The organism is Protofrankia sp. Cas3 (assembly GCF_963555955.1).
GTDB lineage: Bacteria > Actinomycetota > Actinomycetes > Frankiales > Frankiaceae > Protofrankia.
In genome coordinates, this window is the sequence record NZ_CAUVXP010000110.1 from 1 (window position 1) to 20,462 (window position 20,462).

The window sequence follows — 20,462 nt, forward strand, 5'->3', positions numbered from 1 at the left end:
AGGAGATGGCCGGTTCGGCCGTCGACGGGGGCACACATCCGTCCGCGCCCGCACAGTCGAGCCCGGACGGGCAGGAGCCGGGGAAGGTGAAATCGAGCCGAGCGTAACGGGGGTCGAAGCCGGCGAGAGGACGGTCGGTGGGCCGGCCTCTCGCGTCGGTCTCGACCAGCCGGAGGGTGTAGGTGGCGGCGTAACCGGGCCGGTCCAGCGACAGGCGGAGACGGTCGTCCCGGTCTGCGTCGTCGCTGATGTCCAGCCGCACAGCCACGGCCCGCACCGCGCCCTGCGCGTCACCCCGCACCGCTCCTCGGGGGCCGTCGGCGGCATCGATACGGACGTTGGCGACATCGATGCTCTCGGGCGCGGCACCGAGGAACGTCACGGTCAGCTCCCGGCCGTCGGCGCCGACCTCGACGTAGTCCAGTCCGCCCGCGCCCGCGGCTCGGATACGGGACCGCCGCAGGTCGGTGGCGCACATCAGGGCCGGGGTCGGCTGCACAGCCGGGTCCTCAGGTGGGGCCGGGGCGCGACCCTCGTGGGCGCTCACGCCGGACCGGTCCGTTCGATGACCTCGGTGCGCGCCTCGCCGGTGGCCAGCACGGTGTAGCTCACGGCCACTGCCACGGTGGCCTCCTCGACGGCGACCACGAGCCGCGCGACGTCGATCACGTCACCGAGCCAGCGTTGCAATGCCGCCTGCAGGCTGAACTGCAGTGCCGCGGCGAGTTCGGCGCTGGCCGGGGCGAACACCAGGTCCAGCAGACCGCTGCCGAAGTCCGGCCGGTTCACCCGCTCCCCCGGGCTGGTGAGCAGCAGCTGTTCGATCATGTCCCGGATGTGGTCCTCAGGTGATGTCGCGGCGGTCGCTCCGTAGCCGTCGACGTGCAGTGGATAGTCGAGCGGGTAAGCGCGCCGATCGTCGAAGAACATCTGGTCGAAGAGCATCTGCCTCAACTCCCCCTGACCCGAATCTGGGTCACCAGCACGGTCAGTGGGGTGCCCGACGGTGCGCAGGTTGCCGTGCTGTCCGCGAGCAGGACGGGAATGCCACCGGCCCGTACCCGCAGCGCGGCCGTGCTCCAGACGGCGGTGGCGCACGGGCCGTTGGCGGCTGGCGGGGTCGGCAGGATGCAGCCGGTAACGGTGTAGATGCTCGGCTGGGTGACGACCTGCTGGCCGGCGACCTGCACGCGCGGGTTGCCAACCGGCGGGCTGGCCCGGCCCGGCTGATGGGCGCAGGCGACCTGCGCGCCGACATGCAGGACGTAGGCGCTCATGGGGCGTCCACCGTCAGCGCGTCATTGTTGATCTTTACGCTGGGTCCGGTCAGCTCGATGGACGCGCCGTTGCCGGTCGTCAGCGTGATGGCCGTCTGCGTGATCACGATGCGCGGACCCTGGTCGCCCGCGGAGGTCTGCAGGGTGATCCCCTGGCCGGCCACGTTCGCGAGGATGATCTCATTGCCGGCCTCGCTGCGAATCACGATCGGCTGCTGGGACGGCGGGGCGTCCGACACCGCCGCCGGCACGTCCTCGGACCCACCCCGCCAGCCACCCGTCCAGATCGCGTGATCGGGGTCGCCGTCCTCGAACTCCACCCAGACACCGGCACCGCGCCGTGGAATGGCGTAAATCCCCATCCCCTGACCGACCAGCGGGCTCGCCGACTCCGCCCAGATGCACGGGTCGTCGCCGAGGACGTCGGGAACGGCGACCTGCAGCCGGCCCCTGCCGTTCGGGTCGACGTCGTCGGTGACAGTGCCCCGGTAGCGTCCCTGGAAGCGGGGGCTGCCACTGCGGCTCCGCTCACGGTGACCGCCGTTGTGCTCCGTACCGTTCATACGATCACCCTCGGGGTCTGCGCGACGAGCCCGTCACGGGCAAGGCTGAAACTCTGCTTGTACTCGCCGCGTTTGATGGTGTCGGTGACGCTCGTGACGTAGTACAGGCCGTCGTAGGCGAGGCCTGCGCCACGAACGGACACCAGCGCCCTGGCCCGCAGGATCGCGCCGTAGCGCAACACATCCAGACGCCCCTGGCCGCTGATCGCGTCCGAGGCCCGCGCGGTCTGGGCAACGCCGAACAGGGCCGCCTGCACGGTGCTGAGCTTGGCGGTGTCGGGCACCGGCGCCTCCCGCAACGCCACCGCCGGTCGCGCGGCGAGCGGCGGCCGCAGCAGCCCGACGTCGGGGATCGGCACCGGCACGGAGCGCTTGGTGAACGGTTCGGTGACCCGCACGGTCATCTGGGTGCGGGCCAGGCCGTCGAAGCTGAAGCTCAGCGACTCGACGTTGCTCGCCGCGTCCATGTTGACGCTCAACGCGGGCTGCGGGACGCCGACCCGGATCTCCGGGCCCCAGTAGGCGATCGTCGCCCCGGGCAGCCTGGTGGGCTCAAGGTAGAAGACATAACCCGCCTTGGCGGCCAGCGCCTGGATGTAGGTCAGGTCCGTGGCCGACTGCACCGGTATGTCGGTCGGTTTCGGGACCTCCATGAGCACCGGCGGCACCGCGGTCGGGACGATGCCGTAGTCGGCGTACTTCTCGCAGATCCGCTCCACCCGGGTGTGCAGGGGCATGCGCGGGAAGCAGGCGTACTCGTGGATGAGGTCCATGAGCAGGGTCAGATCCTCGCCGGTCACGGTCAGGGTGGCCTGGCCCGGGATGTCACTCGCCGACAGCTCCTGCCGGGTGATCACGCCGTCCGTCAGCACCGTCGGCGTACCTCCCAGGACCACCAGCACGATCACCCGGATCTTCGGGTCGAAGAAGCCCGTCGGCAGCAGCACCGTGCTGATCAGCGAGTTCCTGCTGACCGCGAAGGTGAGCTGGAACCCGCTGCGGGCCTGCGCCGACGTGGTCACCGTGACGCCGGTCAGCGCGTCGGTCAGCGGTGCCGGCACCGGGCGCGCGATGGTGGGGCCCATCAACAGCTGGAGCAGGAACGTCCCGTCAGCCACGGCCCGCCCCCGTCCCGGAAATCCCGGAAATCCCGGAAATCCCGACGGGCAGCGTGATCCGCAGTCGGCGGCCGGGCCGTTCGGTCAGCTCGTCCGGGCGCATCGCCCGGTTCGCGTCGCACACCTGCCAGAACTGTTCAGGGTCACCGAGATAACGGGCAGTGACGTTGTCCAGCCGGTCGCCGTCGACGACCGTGTGCATCGCGACCGTGGCCAGACTCTCCGGCGACGGCGGGAACCGGCGACGCAGGTGCACGACGGTCCGGCCATCGGCGAGCAGGTGCTCGGCCGTGTCGATCCCGGCGTAGCGGCTGGTCGGTGGGAACATCCTCACCCTCCTGGAATCGCGGACAGTCCGAGCGGGCGCGGGTCCACGCCGAAGCCGGCCAGCCGCGCGAACCGTTCCTTCTGCTGGTGATAGAGCAGGTAGAGGCTGCCGCCGCGATGGGCGAACCCAAGATCGTTTACGGTCAGCACCCGCATGCCGAGAGTGACGCGCGCCCGGATGGGGTTCAGCGAGGAGTCGAACGCCTCTTCCACCACGCTGATCTCGGTGAGCCGGACCGGAACGATCCGGCTCGGGCTCCAGATGAACAGCGACAGCGGCGCCTGGGCCGGCGCCACCTCGATCATGCCGAACCGCGCCTGCAGATCTGCCGCGAGCAACGCTGCGCTGGCCGGGTACACGATCGTCTCCAGCGCGGACAGCACGGGGAACAGCCCGAACCGTGCGACGGCGTCGTTCTTTCCGTCCTGGGGGAACTCCAGCTGGTCGGTGGCGTCGAGCTCCGCCTCGACCCGGATCGTCTCGTGCGGCGGACCCGCCAGCCGCAACGCCTCCAGCCGATCCCCCGGCTCGGTGCCGATCCCCTGTGGTTGCAGCGTCCGGTTCAGCGTGTCGGGGTTGTACTGCAACACGATGATCCGCAGGATGCGCGCGGTGGACGGGTCGAGCAGCACGATGCCGCCCCGCGCCACCCGTGGCGAGCCCGGATAGGTCGTCATGGCCGGGTCCCGCCCGTCGCGGCGCGCACGGCCTGCGCCACCCGTCGAGCCGCCCCGGTGCCGACCTGACCCGCGGTGATCGGCGCGACCAGGTCGAGTGGCGCGGTGCCCAGCCGATCCCGTGCGGTGCCGAGCGGCACCGATCCCAGATCGGATCCCAGATCGGCGGCCAGCAGGCGGGACAGCTCGGCCTCGACCGCCGCCCGTAGCGCCGGCGCGTCGACGCCGGTGAACGGCAACCCGTCGAGCACCAGCCGTTCGACCCTTACCTGAATGATCATCAGCGCACCGCCTGGACGAACCCGGGAACGAGATCGCGTTCGGGGACCGGAATCTCGTGCTTGTCGAACTCCACCCGAGCGGCAGCCAGGACGATCGGCATCGTCACCGGACCGCCGGACCGGGCGGCCGTGAACGCGGCGTTGATCGCGATATTGCGGATCATCCCTCCGGTTGCCGGCAACCGCGCCAGCTGGGAGAGGTCCAACTCCTCGGCCGGAACCACCGGGGGAAACGCGGTTGCCCACAGCCTCCGGCGCAGCTCGGCGTCGGGGAACGGGAACGTGACGACGAATCGCAGCCGGCGCAGGAACGCCTGGTCGAGGGCACCACGCATGTTGGTCGCCAGCACCGCGAGCCCCCGGTAGGACTCCATCCGCTGGAGCAGGTAGTTGACCTCGATGTTGGCGTAGCGGTCGTGGCTGTCCTTCACCTCACTGCGGCGGCCGAACAACGCGTCCGCCTCGTCGAAGAACAGCAACGCACCACCCTGCTCGGCGGCGTCGAACAGTTTGCGCAGGTTCTTCTCGGTTTCGCCGATGTACTTGCTCACCACGGCCGACAGGTCGATGCGGTACAGATTCAGCCGGAGTTGCCGTGCCAGCACCTCCGCGGCCATCGTCTTACCGGTCCCGCTCGGCCCGGCGAACAGCGCGCTGATCCCCAGCCCGCGGGCGGAGCGTGCCGCGAATCCCCAGTCGTCGTATACCAGCGCCCGCCTGCGGACCTGGTCGGCGAGCTGACCGAGCAGGGCGAGCTGTGAGTCCGGGAGCACCACCTCCGCCCAGCGCGCCCGCGGCTCGATGCGTTCGGCGAGGGTGTCGAGACCGTCCCGGGTGGTCGCCAGACAGGCGTCCCACAGGCTGCGACCGTGCCCCGCCAACGCGCCCCACGGATCATCCGGGTCACCCGGCTCCCCCGGGTCGTCGGCCGGGTCATCGGCCGGGTCATCGGCCAGGTCGTCGGCGAGACGCGAGCGGGCGATCTCCCCGATGGTCGCCAGACCGAGGTTGAACTGCCCGGCCAGCAGATCCGGAACCGACACGGCCGGCCCGACCGCAGCACCGACCGCACCGACCGCACCGGAAGCCGATGGATCATGGGGTGCATCAGGCGTGCCGCGCAGTGCGTGGACCCACGCGTCGCGTTGCTCGGCCCGGGTCGGACGCTCCGCGAGCACCGCCACGCCCGCTCGCTCCGACCGGACCCACGGCTGGCGGACCCCGAGGAAGACGACACCGTCCAGCCGGGCCAGGAACCGGGTGAGTATGCCGGCCGTCTCCGAGCCCGGGTCGGTGTCCTGCGCGTCGACGTACAACGCGGCTCCCAGCAGGACCGCCTCACGCGACCACAGCCGGCGCAGCGTCTCCAGATCCACGGCATGCCCTGGAATGGTCTCGGCACGCAGCCGGTAGAGGGCGAGCCCGACGCTGCCTGCGGCCTCGGTCGCCAGCAGACGTTTGGTGCCGGTGTCAGCGCCCACCAGCTCGACGATCGGCTGGACGGCTCTGGATTGCCCCCACCGCCAGCGTCCGATGATCTCGCGGAGCACCGCCCGGTGTGACTCCGGCAGGGGGATCGGGTCCGGATGCAGATCGGCGTCGATCGGGGCGACCAGCGGCTCCACCCGGTCGTCCATGACGTTGAGGCCCTTGAGGTAGTTGACGATCCGTTCGTCGATGCGCAGCGCGGAGGTGACGAGCGGTTCGCCGGCCGACTGGCTGATCTCGACCAGCCGCCACCAGCGCAACCCGCGGCGCGTGGACAACACATCCCAGGCCGGATCAGCCAGCGCACGCATCGCCAGCGCGAACGTCGGGTAGGTCAGCCGCGGGTTTCCCTGCGCTCGCGCGCACCGCGCAGCCATGGTCGGGTCGAGCTCCATGCCGGCGCACAGCAGCAGGGCCTCCCGCTCGAAGTCGGTCAGCCCAAGCAGCTGGGCGAGCTGGAGCGCGGCGGGGGGTGGGGTGATCTGTTCCGCCGCCCGCACGTCGGTCGCGGCACGCTCGACGTCCTCGGCGGTGACGACCTGTCCGAGTTGGACGGTTGGCTCACCCGCATCGGGGGCCGGGTCCGGGGGCGCTGCGCCCGGTGTCGATGCACCCGGGGGCGGTATCGAAGCCGGTGCTGCCGGTGTGTCGGACGGCAGCCGGCGGTGCCACCCCCGCCTGCGCGGTTCGGACGTGCTGACCGGCTCCGATGGCGGCAGCGCCAGCGGCTCCGACGACGGCGGCGTGGGCGCCACCGGGGGACGGTCGGCCGGCGTTGCACGCTCATGCTGGTCGGCCTCGTATTCGCCGGCGTGGAAGGCCAGCAGCAGACGCAGCCAGTGCAGCACCGCCGCCAGGTAGGCGTCGTTGGCGGCTTCCCAACGGTCGATGTCGGTCACGTCACCACCACCGACTGGCTCGGGTCGAACACCGGCGGGCGCACGGTCCGGTCGATGAATTCGCTGTCGATCCCGTCCACCCGTAGGCGCAACAGATACCGACCGGGCTCGGCCGCGGGGACGACGAAGCGCAACACCGCGGTCGGCGGAGCGAAACCGTCGGGCTGCACCGGACGATCGCCGAACAGCAGGACCACCCGCTGCCCGGTCCGCACCCGTGGGCTGCACGACAGATCGACGGTGACGGATCCGTCCGGGTTCCGGCCGAGGTTCGCGGGCAGGCCGGCGGTGACCAGCGGCGCGATGGCCAGTGGCACCTCGTTGCTGAGGTGTTCGGGCGTTCCCGGTGCGGCACCGGCGGGCGGGGGGAAGACCGCCGCCACCGTGTACATGCCGGCCGCCAGCTGATCGGGACGGTCGGGTACCACGAACCTGATCTCCGAGTCGGTAACGGACAGTAACTCGTCGGGCAGGGTGTCGAGCAGATCATCGAACCGGCCCGGTAGGAACCGGATCGCGCTCGCCCCGCTCAGATGCACCCCGGACAGCGTCACCTCGTCACCGAGGCGCGCTGCCGGCTGCCGGCGCTGCGGCTGCGCCGCGGTCAGCGTCGGTACCGGCGGGATCACAAACGGCACGACCGTGACCCCGGCATCGGCCGGCCCGCGGGTCAGCACCGGCAGCGGCGTCCGCGCCTGGCGACGACTCTCGATCAGAACGACCCGCGCCTGGTACGCGGCGGAGATCCGGTACTGCGTCTGGAATGCCGTCCACAGGCGATACATGTCGTCGATCGACAGCGCTTCCGGTGTGATCCGTATCCGCTCGACCTGTTCCCACAGGTCGTTGCCGGCGAGCGCGATCTTGATCTCCCGTGGACCCAGAACCGGATGGTCGTGCAGCGCCACCATCGCCCGCCCCAGCAGGTTGTGGGCCATGACGTCGTCATCACCGTCGCCGTACGCGGTGATCAGATAGTGCAGGATCAGCGGCAACGGCGGGAATGCCGGCTCACCCGGCCGGGTGCCGGGCGGGTCGTCGTTACGCAGCGCCGCGTCGATCGAGGTGTGGTAGAGAAACAGATTGATCTGATTGCCGGTCGCGGTGGCCCGGGCGCGGTCCGGCGGCTTGGCGGACACCTCGGCTCCCCCGAGGTCCGAGGCCGCGTCGAAGAGCAGGTTGCGCAATGTCCTGGTGACGGCGGCGATGGCGAGGGCGTTGCTCATCGTTGACCGCCGCGGGAACGCAGATAGTCGTCCAAAGACACCGCGGGGGTACGCCCACGTCCGCGTTCACCCGCGGCCGGTGCCGGGACGTTCGGCAGAACCGCCCGGATCTCGATCCGACCGATCGTGACCTGCACGACCGGTTCGGGGTCGGGGCCGACACCGCCGTGCCCGGCGTGCCCGGCGCGCACGCGGGCAGCGGTGGGTATTGGCCCTGCCAGCAGGGACCCTGTGTCGGAGTCGACCATCGCAGCCAGGGCATGCGGCGCTGGGGAGGGCTGGCGGGAGCTGCCCGACCACGGACGGTCCGGCACGACCGGCAGTCGAGAACCAGACGCCCACGGACCCGCTTGGTCGGGCCCGGGAACCTGCTCGTCCCCGGATCCCAGGTCGCTGTCCGGGCCTGCCGGCTGGTCGCCGACCGGGGCGTGCCGGCTGTTGCCGGTCACCGCTGACGGGCCCCACTTCCCGAAGCGATTTCTACCGGTCGTGACGTCGGCTGCGGCCGGTGGGAAATCGCTCTGCAGAAGGAAGCCGCCCTGCGGAAGGAAATCGCCCTGTGGACGCGAAACGCGTACACCCGCGCCGTCAACGACATCGCTGGACGCCTCGGACCCGATCTCGACCTGAGTTTGCGCGGACGCACCTGCCATGACCGGGCTGGCGAACGCCCTGCCGGGAGCCTCGGATGACGCGGCCAGCGGCGTGATTTCGGCGAAGCCGGGGCCGGTACCGTCCTCGCCGGTCGGCGACGAGCCCGTGACCCCACTGTCGGGGACGGGCCCGACCGGCGCCACCGTGCCCGCGATATCCGGGCGACCCGACGTGGTCAGGGCTGGCTGTACGACCCCAATGGGCTGCCCGACCCGAGTGGGCTGCCCGACCCGAGTGGGCTGCGGCGCGAGTACTGGCGGGGCGTCCCGTCCGTCCCAGCCGGTGACGTCATCTGCGCGGGAACCGACCACCGCCGGCTCGATCGTCCCAGCTGATCCGAGTGATCCGTGTGGCTCGGGTGACCCGAGCGGGCCAGCTGACCCGGCCGGTTCGAACAGGGAGACGATCCGCGGTCGGACCACATAGGCGGCGTCAGCTCGCGCAGCGAGCCGGGTGAGGAAGGAACTCATCCGCCGATCGCCTCCAGATAGAAACTCCGCCGCCAGGGGCTGAGGCGGAGAATGTCGGACTCGCGCCAGCCGTATGCAGAGGCGATCCGGTGAACGTCGTGAAGGGTGCGCACCGCCCAGGCATCCACCTCGGCCCACAGGAACGCGGCGGCGTCGAACAACACCTCGCAGGTGCGTGCACAGGCGGGACAGGTCGCGGCCAGCTCGACGTCAGCCTGGGGATCCATCTCCGCCATCCGTTCCTCGACGGAGTCGACGACGGCAGCGGGCAGCGCGGACGGCGCCAGCGTACGGTCGCCTCGCCTCGCCTCGACGACGCAGAGCTCGATGAGCGCCTGCCGGATCGCCGCGATCGTCATCGACGGCCCCGACAGTCTGTGCACGGCTAGAAGATCGCGACTGGTCGGAACCCGGAACCGGACGTGGTACCCGCCGCTGTCGACCTCCGCCGGGCCAAGGGGAGCCGGCAGCCCGCGACCAGCCGCACCATCGATCCCGGCCGGCTGCGGGGTGCGGACGTCGACGACATCGAAACTCAGCTCCAGCTCGTCACCGCAGTTGGTACAGGTGGCCACCGCGACGAGCCGGCTACCGAAGCCCTGCTCCCGCACGGACAGCAGGCAGGCGTCGCGCTGGCCGATGCTCAGGTCGGCGAACTCCTCCGCCGACACCTGGGGCCAGGCCGCGCCGAGCAGAAGCAGAGCACGCATCGGCGGCGGGCAGTCCTGTCCCCGCTCCCAGGCATCCAGCAGCTCCCGCACGGGCAGCGTGCTCATGTGGCCCTTCCTCTGGTCGACGTGACACGTGCGTCCCGATTCCCGAGCTGGTGGTTCGGAGCCCGTCGGGAAATCAGCCGGTTCGGAAATCAGGACGGGTCACACATCAGGACGGGTCGTCGAAGGACAGTTCCTTCTCCTCCTTGACCGCGATGTCCCGGACCCACCCCTCGTTCTCCAGCTTGATGTGCTGGATCAGCACCGCATTCGCGTTCGCATCAAGATCGGACAAACACTGGTACTCCGAAACCCAGCAGCGGAACACCTGATAGGCGATGACCTTCTGGCCCCCCTCGTTGAAGACCTCGATCGTGATGTCCTTACGGAAGTCGGCGAGTGAGACCTCCCTGTCCCGCTTCTCCGGCGCTGCCTGGGCGTTGCGGTAGTCCCACACCTTGTTCGCCCACCGCTCGAACTCGACGTCGAACGTGACACCCCGTTCCAGGGTGATCGCGTCGAACTCGACGCGTCCCGGCGACTTGCGGGTGGTGCTCTCGTCGCCACCGTCGCGATGCTTGACGACCTCGGTGGTTCGTTTGAAGGCGCTCACCTTGCTGACACCCGCGACGTACTTTCCGTCCCACTTCACCCGGAACTTGAAGTTCTTGTAGGGATCGAGACGGGATGCGTTGACGCTGAACTGAGCCATGTCCTCCGCCTCAGGTCTGCAGCTGGCCGGCGAGCTGCTGGATGTGGATGATGACGAACTCGGCCGGCTTGAGCGGGGCGAAACCGACCAGAATGTTGACGATCCCGCGGTCTATGTCGTTCTGCGGGTTGTTCTCCTGGTCGCATTTGACCAGATATGCCTCCTGCGGGGTCCGTCCCTGGAACGCGCCCTGCCGGAACAGCGAGTTCATGAAGGACCCGACATTGAGCCGGACGGAGGACCACAGCGGCTCGTCATTCGGCTCGAACACCACCCACTGGGTGCCGCGGTACAGGCTCTCCTCGATGAACAGGGCGGTCCGTCGGACCGGTAGGTACTTCCACTGGTCGGCGAGTCGGTCGGCGCCGCGCAGCGTCCGTGCCCCCCATACGACGGCGCCGGCGGCCGGCAGCGTCCGTAGGCAGTTGACGCCCAACGGGTTGAGCCGACCGTTCTCCAGGTCGGTCACACCGACCGCGAGCGCCCTGATCCCGCTGATCGAGGCGTCGGTGCCGGCGGGCGCCTTCCACACCCCGCGCTGGCCGTCGGTACGGGCGAACACACCCGCGACCGCCCCTGCCGGCGGAAACTCCACGGCCTGCCCAGCGACATCCGTGATCGTCAGACGGGGGAAGTACAGAGCCGCGTTCCTGGCATTGTCCCCGGTGACCGGCAGCGGGCCCGCGACAGCGGTCGCGATATCGGTCCACTGCTTCGGAGGATCGACCAGGAGTATCGCTCGCCGGTCGACGCACAGTTTCGCCGCCGCGTCCAGCGTGTCCTGCTCGACATCGGCCGTCATGGCGTCCGCGCTCGCGGGTGCGAGAACAAGCATGTTGAAGATGTCGGTGGCCCGCAGCAGCTCCAGGCCCGCCCGATAGGCGTGGCCGTCCGGTACGGCCCCGTCGGCGCCGTCGGTACCCTGGGCGAACGTCGCGGGTGCGCCGGCCGGGCCACCGGCGAACGGGTCCTGGCCCGCCGCCACCGCATCGTGCGCCTTCGGCTGCTTGTCGAGCACGCCGCTGCCGGTGACGAGCCGGGACCCGGCGAGCATCCTGGCCAGGCTGAACGGGGAGGTCGGCTTGGCGACGATGTTGCGAAAGCTCTCTTGCGCGCCGGTCCCGGTATCTCGGACCGTCAGATTGTAGAGATCGTCCTTGATCTCGCCGACGAGAGGCTCCCGCGTGTCGTGGTCGACCCGGGCCCGCAGCGAATTTCCCCATACACCGGGGTACTTGGCCGTCACCGTCACCCCGTCACGAAGGTCGATGGTCGACGCCGCCGCGCCGGCGACCGCGGGTGGCCCCACCGCGCCCGCGGACACGACCCTGACGATCTCGGCCTCGCTGCCGCCGTTGAGGTAGTACAGGTACACGGCGTAGCCGAGCGGGCTACCGGACAGCCCTCCGAAGATCCGCTCGAAGTCCGCCCAGCTGGTGATGTGCACGGCCGCGTCCACCGGGCCGCGTGCAGCCGTCCCGACGAAGGCCGCGACCGCCGTCGGCACGCCGACGATCGTGCGGACGGCGCTCGGCAGCTCGTTGATGTAGACGCCCGGATAGGTCGGGGAGACGGGCATGGTCACAGGTCCCTTCGCGAGTCGCCGCCGCCGGCCCGATTTCGCGAACCCGCGGCGGATGTCTATGTCTAACCGGCCGGACTGATCCGATGATCAGAATCAGCTCAGTCCCGCGCTCAGGTTCTGCTCAGGTTCTGCTCAGGTTCTGCTCAGGACCAGCTGATGATGCGCGGCGGGGGCTTTGCTGATGAGCAAAGATCAAACCGCGCCGGGATCCAGCCGGATCTGCGCGAAAAGGGCCTCGGTGGCGGGCTCGGGAAGCACGCCGTACTCCCCGTCGAGCACCTGGCGGCAGATCCGGTACTGGCGTAACGCCAGCGAACGTGCCCCCAGCCGGACGTGGCATCGCATGACGAGCCGATGCGCATCCTCCCGGCAGGGATCCTGGCGTAGGAGCTGCAGCGCACACTCAAGAGCGCCCTGGCAATCTCCGGATTCCAGGTGGTGGGTTGCCAACCGGGCGAGGACCGACAGGTACCGCGAGCGCAGCCGCTCCCGCTCGATAACCGCCCGCGCATCATCCCCGGAGACGAGGTCGCCCCGGTAGAACTCGAGCGCTTTCTCGTAACACGGCACGGCCGCGGCAGCATCACCTGCTCGCATCCGCCGCTCGGCGGTGGCCACGGATCGATCGAACTGGGCGATGTCGACGGCCACGCCGGCGCCGGTGTTCAGCTCGTAACCTCCGGCCAGATAGAGCACGGGATGGTCACCGTGCAGGACACCGCCGAACTGCTGACGCAGACCGTGCAGGAGGGTGCTCAGTGACTGGTTGGCGCGGTTGGGATCGGTATCGGGCCACAGACCTTCGAGCAACGACTCCCTGGACGCCCGGTGTCCGTCGTGCAACGCGAGCGCGGCGAGCAGCAGTTCGGTCTTGCCACCCTTGCGGACACTGACCGGATTGCCGGACGCCAGCAGCTGGAAGCCACCGAGCAGGCAGATCAGCAGGGGATGCAGCGCCGTTGCGATCGGCCCGCCCCAGCTCCGTTCACTCACAGCGCAACTCCTACCGCTGGTCCGGCCCGGCCGTGGGTTACCCGGCGTTCACCGCGAGACCCGCCCGACGAGGATGCATCTGGCTCCCGGCTTGATAGTCGGTCGCCACGGTCACGATGCACACCAGGGAAATCCCCAGGTTCTGCCACCGGGGTCACTGCGGTCACCGGACGCGACGGTCAGCGGACGCGACGGTCAGCGGACGCGATGCCCGCTGCCATGCCGGGCAGGGGATACACATGCCCGAGCGGGAGATGCGGTGAGATCGGATTCCCGGTCGCTCTTAGCGCGCCTGGTCTGCGGCCTTCTTGTCGGCGGCGGCGTTCGCGAGCAGTTCCTCGGCGTGCCCGCGGGCCAGGGCGCTCTCCTCGACACCCGCGAGCATCCGGGACAGTTCCCGCACCCGGCCGGAATCGTCGAGGGTCAACACACCGCTGCGGGTCACCGAACCGTCATCGGCCTTGCGCACCACCAGATGCCGGTCGGCGAAGGCCGCGACCTGCGGTAGATGCGTGATGCAGATCACCTGATGGGTCCGGGCGAGCCGGGCCAGGCGCCGGCCGACCTCGACCGCGGCCCGCCCGCCGACGCCCGCGTCCACCTCGTCGAAGACCATGGTCGTCGTCGTGTCCGCGGCGGCCAGCACAACCTCGATGGCGAGCATGATCCGTGACAGCTCGCCGCCGGACGCCCCCTTGTGCACCGGGCGGGCCGGTGCCCCGGGGTGCGGCACCAGGCGCAGCTCCACCTCGTCGACCCCGGCCGGCCCGTAGGCGAGCAGCCGGCCGTCCACGGGTATCCCTGCGGGGTCGGCGCGTTGGGAGACGACCGCCTCGACCCGCGCTCTGGGCATCGCCAGGCCCGCGAGCTCGGCGGCCACCGCCGCGGCGAACCTGTCGGCGGCGGCCCGACGCGCCTGGCTGATCTCGGTGGCACGCTCGCCGAGATCAGCCACCAAGGCGTCGCGTTCGGATGTCAGCGCCCCGGACCGGTCTGCGTCGGAATCGAGCTCAAGCAGGCGGCGCCCGGCCTTCTCGGCCCACGCCAGCACCCCGGCCAGGTCCGTGCCGTGCACGCGGGCGAGTCCTGCCAGAGCTGCCTTGCGCGACTGTGCGACGGCAAGACGGCCGGGGTCGGACTCGATGCCGGCCGCGTAGGAGGAGAGGTCCGCGGCGACGTCGGCGAGCAGCATCCCGACCTCGTGCAGGCGATCGGAGAGTGCGGACAGGTCCGGGTCGAGGGACGCCTGCACGGCGACCATCCGATTGGCGGTGCCCAGCAGATCGGCGGCACCGGGCGCGCCGTCGCCGACCGCGGGGTCGCTCACCAGCACCGCGTGGGCGCTGCTGGCGGCCTGCACCAGCGTCTCGGCGTGGTCCAACCGGCGCAGCTCGGTGTCCAGCGCCGTGTCCTCACCGGGATGGGGATCCACCCGTTCGATCTCGGCCAGCCCGCTACGCAGAAGCTCCGCCTCCACCGAGCGTTCCCGGGCCCGTTCGGTGATCTCGGCGAGCTGGGCGGAGACCGTGCGCAGCCGCGCATGGGCGACCGTGTAGGCCGCCAGCGGCCGCGCGACCGCGACGCCCGCGAACCGGTCGAGGGCACTGCGCTGCTCACCGGCCCGCAACAGCCGTTGCTGGTCGGACTGGCCGTGCACCGCGATCAACCCGTCGGTGATCTCGGCGAGGAGGCTGGCCGGGACCGACCGGCCGCCGACGTGTGCACGGGAGCGACCCTCCGCGGTCACGGTCCGCCCGATGAGCAGACCGTCGTCATCGCACTGGCCGCCCGCATCCCGGACACGTTCGGCCACCGGGCCGTCAGCCGGAGTGACCAGCCGTCCGTCGACGAAGGCCCGACCAACGCCGGGACGCACCAAACCGGCGTCCGCACGCCCGCCGGTGAGAAGCCCGAGCCCCTGGACAATCATGGTCTTGCCGGCGCCGGTCTCGCCGCTGACCACGGTGAGACCAGGCGCAAGCTCGAGCACGGCGTCGTCGATGACCCCGAGGCCGCGAATGCGAATTTCCTCGAGCACAGACGTGACTCTATGGCGCGTCCCGCCCGCGTTGGTGGGCGCACCGCCTTTTGCCGGTCAGCGGCCCGTCCGACCCCGCCAACCCGTCACCGGCAGGTCGAACTTGGCGACCAGCCGGTCGGTGAACGGCCGCGGGTGCACCACGGCGAGCCGCACCGGACGGCGTCCGCGCGTCACCTCGACCAGGGAGTGCTCGGCGACCTCCACCGAGCGCCGCCCGTCGCAGGACAGCACGGCCGGGGTCGAGGGCAGCACCTCGATGGCGACTGACGATGTGGGAGCCAGTACCAGGGGCCGGGCGAACAGGGCGTGGGCGCTGATCGGCGCGACCAGCAGGGCCTCGACGCCCGGCCACATGACCGGGCCGCCGACCGAGAACGCGTACGCCGTCGATCCGGTCGGAGTCGAACAGATCATGCCGTCACAGCCCCAGCGCGACAGTGGACGGTTGTCGACCTCGACGACGCACTCCAGCATCCGGGAACGGTCGACCTTCTCCAGCGACACCTCGTTGAGAGCCCAGCCACGGTAGGTCAACTCACCTCGGTGGCGGACCGTCACGTCGACGGTCATCCGCTCCTCGACCTGGTAGTCCTTGCGGATGACGTGGTCGATCGTGGACTCCAGCGCGTCCGGTTCGGCTTCGGCGAGAAAGCCGACATGGCCGAGGTTGACGCCGAGCAGCGGGGCATCGGCGTTGCGGGCAAGCTCCGCGCCGCGCAGCAGGCTGCCGTCCCCGCCGAGGACGAGCACCAGCTCGACCCCGAGTGCCGCGGCCTCATCCGGTGGGACGACGTTGTCACAGCGCAGGTCGAGCAGGTCGGCCTCGTCCCGCAGCACCCGCGGCGCAACTCCGGCGGCGACGAACTGGTCCAGGACGCGCTGGGCGACCTCGCGCACCACCGAACGGCGGGGATGGGTCACGACCAGGACTTCCCGGCTCATCCGCGGACCTCTCCCGACTGGCCGGAGATATCCGACTGGCTGGAGATGTTCGATCGGCCGCCACTGTCGGGTACGCCGGCTGGACCAGCTGGACCGGCTGGACCAGCGGCGACCGCGGCGGCGACCGCCTCGGCGAGCCGCGGCTCGGCCATGCACGGCGCATCCCCGGCAAGCCACAGCAGGTACTCGACGTTGCCCGCAGGGCCAGGCAACGGACTCGCGACAACCCCGCGAACGCCGAGGGAGAGCCGGGCCCCGGCCGCGGCCACATCCCGCACCGCCGATGCGTGCAGGGCCACGTCCCGCACGACCCCACCCGGCCCGAGCCCGTCGCGCCCCACCTCGAACTGCGGCTTGACCAGGACGACGAAATCCGCCGCCGGCCGGGCACACGCCCGCAGGGCGGGCAGCACCAGCCGCAGGGAGATGAACGACAGATCGGCCACCACCAGGTCGACCGGCCCGCCGATCTGGTCGGCGGTGAGATAGCGGACGTTGGTGCGCTCCAGCACCACGACCCGTGGATCGGTCCGCAGCTGCCACGCCAGCTGGCCGTAGCCGACGTCCACCGCGACGACCTCACCGGCGTCGTGGCGCAGCAGCACGTCGGTGAAACCACCGGTGGACGCCCCGGCGTCCAGACACCGGCGTCCGCTCACCCGCAGCGGTGGCTGGCTCCCGGCGAAGGTCGACAGTGCCGCCAGCAGTTTGTGGGCGCCGCGCGACGCGTACCCGGGGTCGTCCCCGGTAATGATCGCAATGGGGGTGGTGTCATCCACGACCGTCGCGGGCTTGGTCGCCGGACGTCCGCTGACCCGGACCCGTCCGCCGGCGATCGCTTCGCTGGCCTGCTCGCGGGAACGAACCATGCCTCGCCGAACGAGTTCACGGTCCAGCCGCGTCCTGCGGACCACGACAGCGCGCTTCGTGCCGGTCACGCCCGCGGCCGGCCGGGCGCGTCGGCCGGCCGCGACGGGGTGACCGGACCTGGCGGGGTGACCGGAATCGGTGGGGTGGCCGTGAGCCCGTCAAGATCCGCGAGCACACCGTCAAGGAGGCGGTGGACCTCCTCGAAGACGGCGACGTGCGCTGACACGGGCAGCGCGGGCAGCCGGTCCACCCGCGCGAGCGCGCCACGGACGTCGTCCGGGACGTCAACGGTCATGAGGTGTTCCTCTTCCGTGACAGCGACGGCAGGGCCGTCACCCCGCGGTACGCCGCTGTCGTCCCAACCAGGATGCCCGGATCCCGCTCGCTGTGGCGACGGTTACGCGCGCCACCGGTACGAACGCACGACCGGCGGGCAAGCTGTGTCGAAGACACTGCGCTCGGCAGACCGGCGTTAGGCTCTCCGTAGCGGCCCATCCCCACCACCGTCACCGCCGCCACAGCCCAGCGGACCGGCGGACCGGCGGAAGGAGGAACCGGCCGGCATGGCGACCAGGCAGCAGTGTGCGGCGGCATTGCGTACGTTGGCGGATCGCCTCAACGAGCTGGCCAACGACCGCATGCGCGAGCTGACCCCCGACCGCACCATCGTGTGTCGGATACCCGATCTCGGGACGAGCTTCTCCGCGGAACTGCGCGACGGCAGCGTCCTGGACATCAACGAGGGCGAGGGCGAGGACGATGACGAGACGGCCAAGGTCACCTTCACGGTGAACAGCGACGATCTCGTTGCCGTCAGCGATGGAAGTCTACGGTTCTCCTCGGCCTGGGCCAGCGGCCGGCTGAAGGTGGACGCCAGCATGCGCGACCTGCTGCGGATGCGTTCTCTGCTCTAGCGTGATCCGGCGTCCACGGTGGTGGCGCCCGTTCCGACCGTTCGATGCTCGGGCCGTCCTGATCTCTCGTCAGCCGCCGGTGCGCACCGGCCACTCGGCGCGGGGATCGTGTAGACGGCGCAGTCGGTGCCGTGCAGCACCTCGTAGCGGTCGAGCGTCATGCCGAGCTTCTCGGCGACGCGACCCGACTTCTCGTTGTCACGCCTGAGGACGGCCACCAGCCGGTCCACATCGTGGTTGGCGAACGCCCAGGTGCCGGCCGCACGTGCCGCCTCGGGTGCATAGCCGCGTCCCCACCAGGGCCGGCCGATGAACCACACCAGCTCGATCCCCGGCCATCCCGGCTCGTTCCACAGCCCCGCCCGGCCAACCAGCGCGCCCGTGGCTCGGTCAACCACCGACCAGGGGCCGACGCCTTCCAGCTCCCACACGCCGATGTTGGCCGCGAGGTTGTGCCACATGCTGTGCCGGTCATGGGTACCGACGTACCGGCCGAACTCGGGATCAGACCAGATGGCCGTGGAGGCATCGAGATCATCACGGTGGATCGGACGAAGAATCAACCGGTCCGTCGTCAGAGTGGGGATGCTCATGCGCCGGCATCCCCGATCACGCTGTCTATCTTCGCCGTCATCGTGTGGGTAGGCAACCGTTCCAACACACCCAGCACGGTCATGCCCTCGGCCACCGCACCATCCACGTCAGGGTGCGCGCCGAGAAGATGTCCCAACGCGAGAGTCAGACGGGCGTGCATCTCCTCTTCAGTCGAGTAGTCGGGGCCGACCTTCGAACAGCTGGCAACGGCCAGAGGCGCCCACCGGGTCACTTCCGCGGCGTCCCCCAGCTGTGCCGAAATACCGGAGCGGAACATGGCGACCGCGGCTTCTCCGACCGGGGTATCCCCAGGCAGTGGCCGAAACGGCGCGGCCCGGTCGCCAACTCCACCAGGACGTCCGGCGCCCACTTCCGGCCTATGAGATCCAGCGTCCGATGCACGTCTCGGGCGTTCATGTCGACCACCGCCCGGCTGCGAGCGGTAGGTTGCGATGACCTACTTTCCGTTAACGGACAGTACAGTCCGTAACCATTACGAGGGCTTACGGCCGGGTGTTCCCTACCCCGTGCGCCCAGCGATAATAGCGGTATCTTTTGTCTTGCCGTGCTTGAAAAGGCGGCCCTGCTTGCAACTGGTCGCGCAACGGCGGAAGGGTGGACGTGCACGCGGAGTTTTACACGACGGTTGCGCAGGTCATTCCGGTCTTCCTGCTGGGGCTGATGTGGGAGTCGGCCTACCTGGACCGGCTCCGTACCGAACGCCGACCTGCACGGGGTGGCGGAGTGCCGGGCTATTTCTGGACGAAGCCGCGGGTCCGGGTCTTTATTCTTTCGGTCACGACCGCCGTCATGCTGGCGCTCCTCGTGGATGTTCTGGTACTCGTCGGCGTGGTATCCGATACGGTTCTTGTCCGGAGTGTTGTCGTCGCCGGTCTGGTCATTGTGATGGGGACGCTGTTTTTCCGGATCTGGGTAGACGTCGTGCGGGCCACCCGCCCGGACGTACCGGACGGCGAGCCGTAGAGGCCCAGCGGAAGATAGCATTCGGTTACTGCGCGTGGCCGGTATCGTCACCTGCTTCCGTGGCGGGTTCGGCTTCCAGGATGGGCAGGATGCGGCTTACCGCGTCGGCGTGTTGCGGGTGAGTGCGGGCGAGGCGGCGTAGCCGGGCCGCGGCGGCGACGCGTTGTACCGCGTTCCCGGCGGCGGCAGCCGCCTCGATGAACCGAGGCACGTCGCCGCCGCCGATGAGAAGGCCGTAGGCCGCGGCGAGAAACGGGCCAGTGAAGGCCAAGCGTGCCAGAGCCGGTGCGGCCAGCAACAGGTTCGCAACGGTGGTGGCATCGCCGGCGGAAACGGCGGCCATGGCTTCGTCGTGGGCGACGGCCGGGTCGGTGACGGCGTCATACACGTCGTCGACGGAACGGGTGGCCGTGAGATTCAGAATGGCCAGGTGCTGGGCGGCCGTCGGATCCTGTGGTGCGCTGGCGAGAACCGCTGTGGTGCGGGGGTCGGCGGCGAGTTCCGGGTGGTTGGTGAGGTAGCGGCGTGACGCCTCCCATGTGGGTGTCGTGATCCACCCCTGGAGCAGCTGCTGGAACTCCCAGGCGCTCCGGTGGCTGGCAAGGGTTGCGTCGAGGCCGTTCTCCTGGATCTCGTGGAGAAACCCTTCGAGGTTCGCCAGGGCCGCATGGTCCGGGTACAGCGCCCGGAGAACAGCAACCGCGCGCATCTGCGCGGGATCGCCCACGGTCGGTGTCTGCTGCCGGAGGAACTCCTCCTGCTCGGGCCATGCCGCCGTCTGTGACCACTGGTTGACCAGTGCGATCAGCGTGTCGGGTACGGGGTGGGTAGCCCAGTCGGGCAGCTGCGCGCGGGCGTCATCGACCGCGGCGGACCCGCCCGGTGGAAGTAGCTCACCGACCGCGTCACGGATTGCTCGGCGCGCTCGCCCGGCGGCGGCCGGCTGCTGTTCCTCGTCGGAAAGGCGGGCCGCCAGCTGCAGGTCCGCCCGTGCGCCGTCCGGGGAGTCGTGGGCTGACTGCCAGAACGCTCTGCGCACGGTGAGTTCCGCGGCCGGTCCGGCCGGCAGGTTCCGGGCCGCATCCGCAAAGCCGGCCAGCGCGTCGGCCCGCAGGCCGGCCTCAGACTGCCGG

The 20,462-nt window shown here is 70.1% G+C and carries 23 protein-coding genes and 1 pseudogene; 2 read left to right on the forward strand and 22 right to left on the reverse strand.

Features of this window, described 5'->3' with window-relative positions; all coding sequences use genetic code 11:
• The 19 genes and pseudogenes from U9983_RS18770 to U9983_RS18860 all read right to left on the reverse strand — a co-directional run.
• A pseudogene (locus tag U9983_RS18770) lies at positions 1-499 on the reverse strand (putative baseplate assembly protein); the annotation flags it as partial.
• Between the two features lie 44 nt (positions 500-543).
• Complete coding sequence (locus tag U9983_RS18775; protein WP_322755287.1) at positions 544-945, reverse strand: GPW/gp25 family protein; 402 nt, start codon at positions 943-945, stop codon at positions 544-546.
• Between the two features lie 5 nt (positions 946-950).
• The gene (locus tag U9983_RS18780) at positions 951-1,277 is read right to left on the reverse strand and encodes a hypothetical protein (protein ID WP_322755288.1); all 327 of its coding nucleotides are present in this window, start codon (positions 1,275-1,277) and stop codon (positions 951-953) included.
• On the reverse strand, positions 1,274-1,840 hold the full coding sequence (locus U9983_RS18785) for a phage baseplate assembly protein V (RefSeq protein ID WP_322755289.1): 567 nt from the start codon (positions 1,838-1,840) through the stop codon (positions 1,274-1,276). Before U9983_RS18785 ends, U9983_RS18780 begins: the two co-directional genes overlap by 4 nt.
• The gene (locus U9983_RS18790; protein ID WP_322755290.1) at positions 1,837-2,958 is read right to left on the reverse strand and encodes a hypothetical protein; all 1,122 of its coding nucleotides are present in this window, start codon (positions 2,956-2,958) and stop codon (positions 1,837-1,839) included. Before U9983_RS18790 ends, U9983_RS18785 begins: the two co-directional genes overlap by 4 nt.
• The gene (locus tag U9983_RS18795; RefSeq protein ID WP_322755291.1) at positions 2,951-3,286 is read right to left on the reverse strand and encodes a LysM domain-containing protein; all 336 of its coding nucleotides are present in this window, start codon (positions 3,284-3,286) and stop codon (positions 2,951-2,953) included. Before U9983_RS18795 ends, U9983_RS18790 begins: the two co-directional genes overlap by 8 nt.
• A 2-nt stretch (positions 3,287-3,288) precedes the next feature.
• Positions 3,289-3,963: a hypothetical protein gene (locus U9983_RS18800; RefSeq protein ID WP_322755292.1), complete on the reverse strand. Its 675-nt coding sequence runs from the start codon at positions 3,961-3,963 to the stop codon at positions 3,289-3,291.
• Positions 3,960-4,244, reverse strand: a complete 285-nt coding sequence (locus tag U9983_RS18805) for a hypothetical protein (protein ID WP_322755293.1) — start codon at positions 4,242-4,244, stop codon at positions 3,960-3,962. Before U9983_RS18805 ends, U9983_RS18800 begins: the two co-directional genes overlap by 4 nt.
• Positions 4,244-6,631, reverse strand: a complete 2,388-nt coding sequence (locus U9983_RS18810; protein ID WP_322755294.1) for an ATP-binding protein — start codon at positions 6,629-6,631, stop codon at positions 4,244-4,246. Before U9983_RS18810 ends, U9983_RS18805 begins: the two co-directional genes overlap by 1 nt.
• Positions 6,628-7,857 (reverse strand): DUF4255 domain-containing protein, encoded by a 1,230-nt coding sequence (locus U9983_RS18815; RefSeq protein ID WP_322755295.1) that lies wholly within the window; start codon positions 7,855-7,857, stop codon positions 6,628-6,630. Before U9983_RS18815 ends, U9983_RS18810 begins: the two co-directional genes overlap by 4 nt.
• Entirely contained in the window at positions 7,854-8,981 is a 1,128-nt protein-coding gene (locus tag U9983_RS18820; RefSeq protein WP_322755296.1) for a hypothetical protein, read from the reverse strand. Before U9983_RS18820 ends, U9983_RS18815 begins: the two co-directional genes overlap by 4 nt.
• On the reverse strand, positions 8,978-9,757 hold the full coding sequence (locus U9983_RS18825) for a hypothetical protein (protein ID WP_322755297.1): 780 nt from the start codon (positions 9,755-9,757) through the stop codon (positions 8,978-8,980). The genes U9983_RS18820 and U9983_RS18825 overlap by 4 nt, the downstream gene beginning before the upstream one ends.
• Positions 9,758-9,863: 106 nt before the next feature.
• Positions 9,864-10,406, reverse strand: coding sequence for a phage tail protein (locus tag U9983_RS18830; protein ID WP_322755298.1), 543 nt, complete (start codon positions 10,404-10,406; stop codon positions 9,864-9,866).
• Between the two features lie 10 nt (positions 10,407-10,416).
• Positions 10,417-11,985 carry a phage tail sheath family protein gene (locus tag U9983_RS18835; RefSeq protein WP_322755309.1) on the reverse strand — a complete coding sequence of 523 codons (1,569 nt, stop codon included), beginning with the start codon at positions 11,983-11,985 and terminating at the stop codon, positions 10,417-10,419.
• A gap of 198 nt (positions 11,986-12,183) precedes the next feature.
• Entirely contained in the window at positions 12,184-12,984 is an 801-nt protein-coding gene (locus tag U9983_RS18840; RefSeq protein WP_322755299.1) for a bacterial transcriptional activator domain-containing protein, read from the reverse strand.
• Positions 12,985-13,267: 283 nt separating this feature from the next.
• Positions 13,268-15,022, reverse strand: a complete 1,755-nt coding sequence (gene recN / locus U9983_RS18845; protein ID WP_322755300.1) for a DNA repair protein RecN — start codon at positions 15,020-15,022, stop codon at positions 13,268-13,270.
• Positions 15,023-15,079: 57 nt separating this feature from the next.
• Positions 15,080-15,967: an NAD kinase gene (locus U9983_RS18850; RefSeq protein WP_322755301.1), complete on the reverse strand. Its 888-nt coding sequence runs from the start codon at positions 15,965-15,967 to the stop codon at positions 15,080-15,082.
• A complete protein-coding gene (locus U9983_RS18855; protein WP_322755302.1) occupies positions 15,964-16,881 on the reverse strand; it encodes a TlyA family RNA methyltransferase in 918 nt (305 codons plus the stop codon). Before U9983_RS18855 ends, U9983_RS18850 begins: the two co-directional genes overlap by 4 nt.
• Positions 16,882-16,901: 20 nt before the next feature.
• A complete protein-coding gene (locus U9983_RS18860; RefSeq protein WP_322755303.1) occupies positions 16,902-17,132 on the reverse strand; it encodes a hypothetical protein in 231 nt (76 codons plus the stop codon).
• 268 nt (positions 17,133-17,400) lie between these two features.
• On the opposite strand from U9983_RS18860, the gene U9983_RS18865 reads away from it, so the two are divergent.
• The gene (locus tag U9983_RS18865; RefSeq protein ID WP_322755304.1) at positions 17,401-17,751 is read left to right on the forward strand and encodes an SCP2 sterol-binding domain-containing protein; all 351 of its coding nucleotides are present in this window, start codon (positions 17,401-17,403) and stop codon (positions 17,749-17,751) included.
• Here the strand turns inward: U9983_RS18865 and U9983_RS18870 are convergent.
• Entirely contained in the window at positions 17,748-18,344 is a 597-nt protein-coding gene (locus U9983_RS18870) for a GNAT family N-acetyltransferase (RefSeq protein WP_322755305.1), read from the reverse strand. The two genes, U9983_RS18865 and U9983_RS18870, sit on opposite strands and share 4 nt — an antisense overlap.
• Entirely contained in the window at positions 18,341-18,622 is a 282-nt protein-coding gene (locus U9983_RS18875) for a hypothetical protein (RefSeq protein ID WP_322755306.1), read from the reverse strand. The genes U9983_RS18870 and U9983_RS18875 overlap by 4 nt, the downstream gene beginning before the upstream one ends.
• A 344-nt stretch (positions 18,623-18,966) precedes the next feature.
• On the opposite strand from U9983_RS18875, the gene U9983_RS18880 reads away from it, so the two are divergent.
• Positions 18,967-19,329: a hypothetical protein gene (locus U9983_RS18880; RefSeq protein WP_322755307.1), complete on the forward strand. Its 363-nt coding sequence runs from the start codon at positions 18,967-18,969 to the stop codon at positions 19,327-19,329.
• Between the two features lie 25 nt (positions 19,330-19,354).
• Here U9983_RS18880 and U9983_RS18885 read toward each other — a convergent pair.
• Positions 19,355-20,462: hypothetical protein (locus U9983_RS18885; RefSeq protein ID WP_322755308.1), on the reverse strand; the 1,108-nt coding region annotated here is incomplete at its 5' end.